The following is a 1882-nucleotide window of genomic DNA, read 5'->3' as shown; positions in this document are numbered from 1 at the left end:
CTTATAGCCTCATGCATATTTAATACTTTATCAGATGGACTCTTACCGTCTGCACTGATTAATATACCATTGCCAGCCCTTACCGCACCCCAGCCGTCGGTTCTGAGTTCAAAGCCTTCGCCGTTCTCTCCGCGTTTTGTCCTACCGCTGTCGACGATGTGGCCGAGGTTGAGTTGGGATTTTTGGTAGTCGGTGGCGAGTTTGATGTGTTCCTGACCTTTTTGGTCTTCCATCCTGAGTTTGTTGTTCGCCCAGGTACGGATGACGTTCCTTGTGTTCCAATCGGCAGGGATGTGGTCGGGATGGGCGCTGTCGTGCATGACGCCGGAGATATACGGACGGTCGGGGTTGCCTTGGACGAAGGACAGCATGACTTCGGTGCCTTCGTGTAAGGGGAAGTGGATACCGTATTCGGGACCGGCATAGGGTTTGGCCAGTCGGACGGGACGGCTTTCTCCACCGGGACTCCATTCGTCCAAATCAAACGGCAGTTTGACGCGGTAGCGTCCCATGTCGTCGATGTAGGCGTAGGTGCAGTTCTCCGCCGCGGTCACCCGTGCGGGCAGTGTGCCGGCGATATGGGGACGTGGGGTGGTGCGTTCGGGACGGAAGGCGAGTTGGGCGGGTATGGCGGTAAAGGTGTGGCTGTAGGCGCTATCGCGGCTGCCGCTGTGTTCCATACTGAGTACCAGCCAGCCGTCGGGGGCTTCGGGGAAGGCGGTATCGGTTTGGAACACTTTCATCGGTGCCATCGAAACGACGTTGCCGCTGCCGTTGGCGACGGTTTGGCGGCAGAGGACGGCTTCGTTCAACAGGGTCGTCTGAACTTTGGCTTCATCGGTTGTTTTAGGGTGAAGCCCCCAGTTTTGCTGTTTGCCCAATAAGACGGTATTGTCGGCAGATTCTTCGGATTGTTTGTTGTCGGTTTCTGCGAAGAGGTCGGTATCGGCGGTGCGGTAGTTGTAGTCGGCACTGCGTATGCCTTCGACGATGGGGTTGTGGCGGATGCTTAAGTTGAACAGTGCTTCGGTACCGACGCTTTCCAGTCCGGCATGGGGACGGTAGGAAACGGGTAAGCTTTGATCGCGGAAGTAGTGTTCGGGACTGTCGCCGAAGACGACCACATCACCATGTTGTTCATTTTGTTCGAAGGCATACCAAATGCCTTCTTCCTCACACAGACGGTTGATAAAGGCGAAGTCGCTTTCGAGATACTGGGTCACATACTCGCGGACGGTGTAGCTGCGGCTTTTTTGGAAACGGTAGTCCACACCAGAGAAGCCGTGGTGTTTGAAGACGGCGGCAACGATATCGGGGACGGTTTGGTTTTGAAACAGTCGGGAGGATTGGAAATGTTTTAAAGCCGCGAAACGCGGCTCTAAAACAAAGCGGTAAACGGTTTCATCCTTAGATACCGACAACTTCTCACACGAAGTCACGATGCCCTGCCATTGTTTCGCCGGAGGCTCGTCTGAACCGGCTGCGAAGGCGGCGGCGACTTCGGACAATACGGCTTCCTGCGGACGGATTTCAAACGCTGCGCGTTGGTTGAGGTAGGAAGACAACGGCAGGGAGGAATCGGTGGAGGTGGCGGTGATTTCGACGCGGTAGGCGGTGTTGGCGGCTTCGGAGGCGGTGAAGGATTTGACGGAGAGGGACGGGGAGAAACGGGCGAAGGTGAGGTGGTAGGATTGGCGGGCAGTCATGGCGTTGATTTTAAAGATGACAATGAGGTTCGTATGGTAACTTGAACGTCATCAACGGTAAAGCAAATGGGATAAACGGTAGAAAGGTCGTCTGAATGGAGGTTTTTCAGACGGCCTTTCCCATTGCCATCCTATATGCCGTCCAATACCGCAAACCCGTGTTTGCAGGCATATTC

1 protein-coding gene is annotated in these 1882 nt (G+C 55.0%); it reads right to left on the bottom strand.

Translation table 11 applies throughout. The annotated features are described in order from the left end of the window. Positions 1-1706, bottom strand: a 1706-nt coding sequence (locus tag ACTHUR_RS10750) for a type VI secretion system Vgr family protein (RefSeq protein WP_440398570.1), incomplete at its 3' end; no start/stop codon positions are given. Between the last annotated feature and the right edge of the window lie 176 nt (positions 1707-1882).

The organism is Neisseria sp. P0021.S007 (assembly GCF_051956855.1).
Note: the sequence above shows the minus strand (reverse complement) of the source record. Positions and strands in the feature narration are given on the sequence as shown.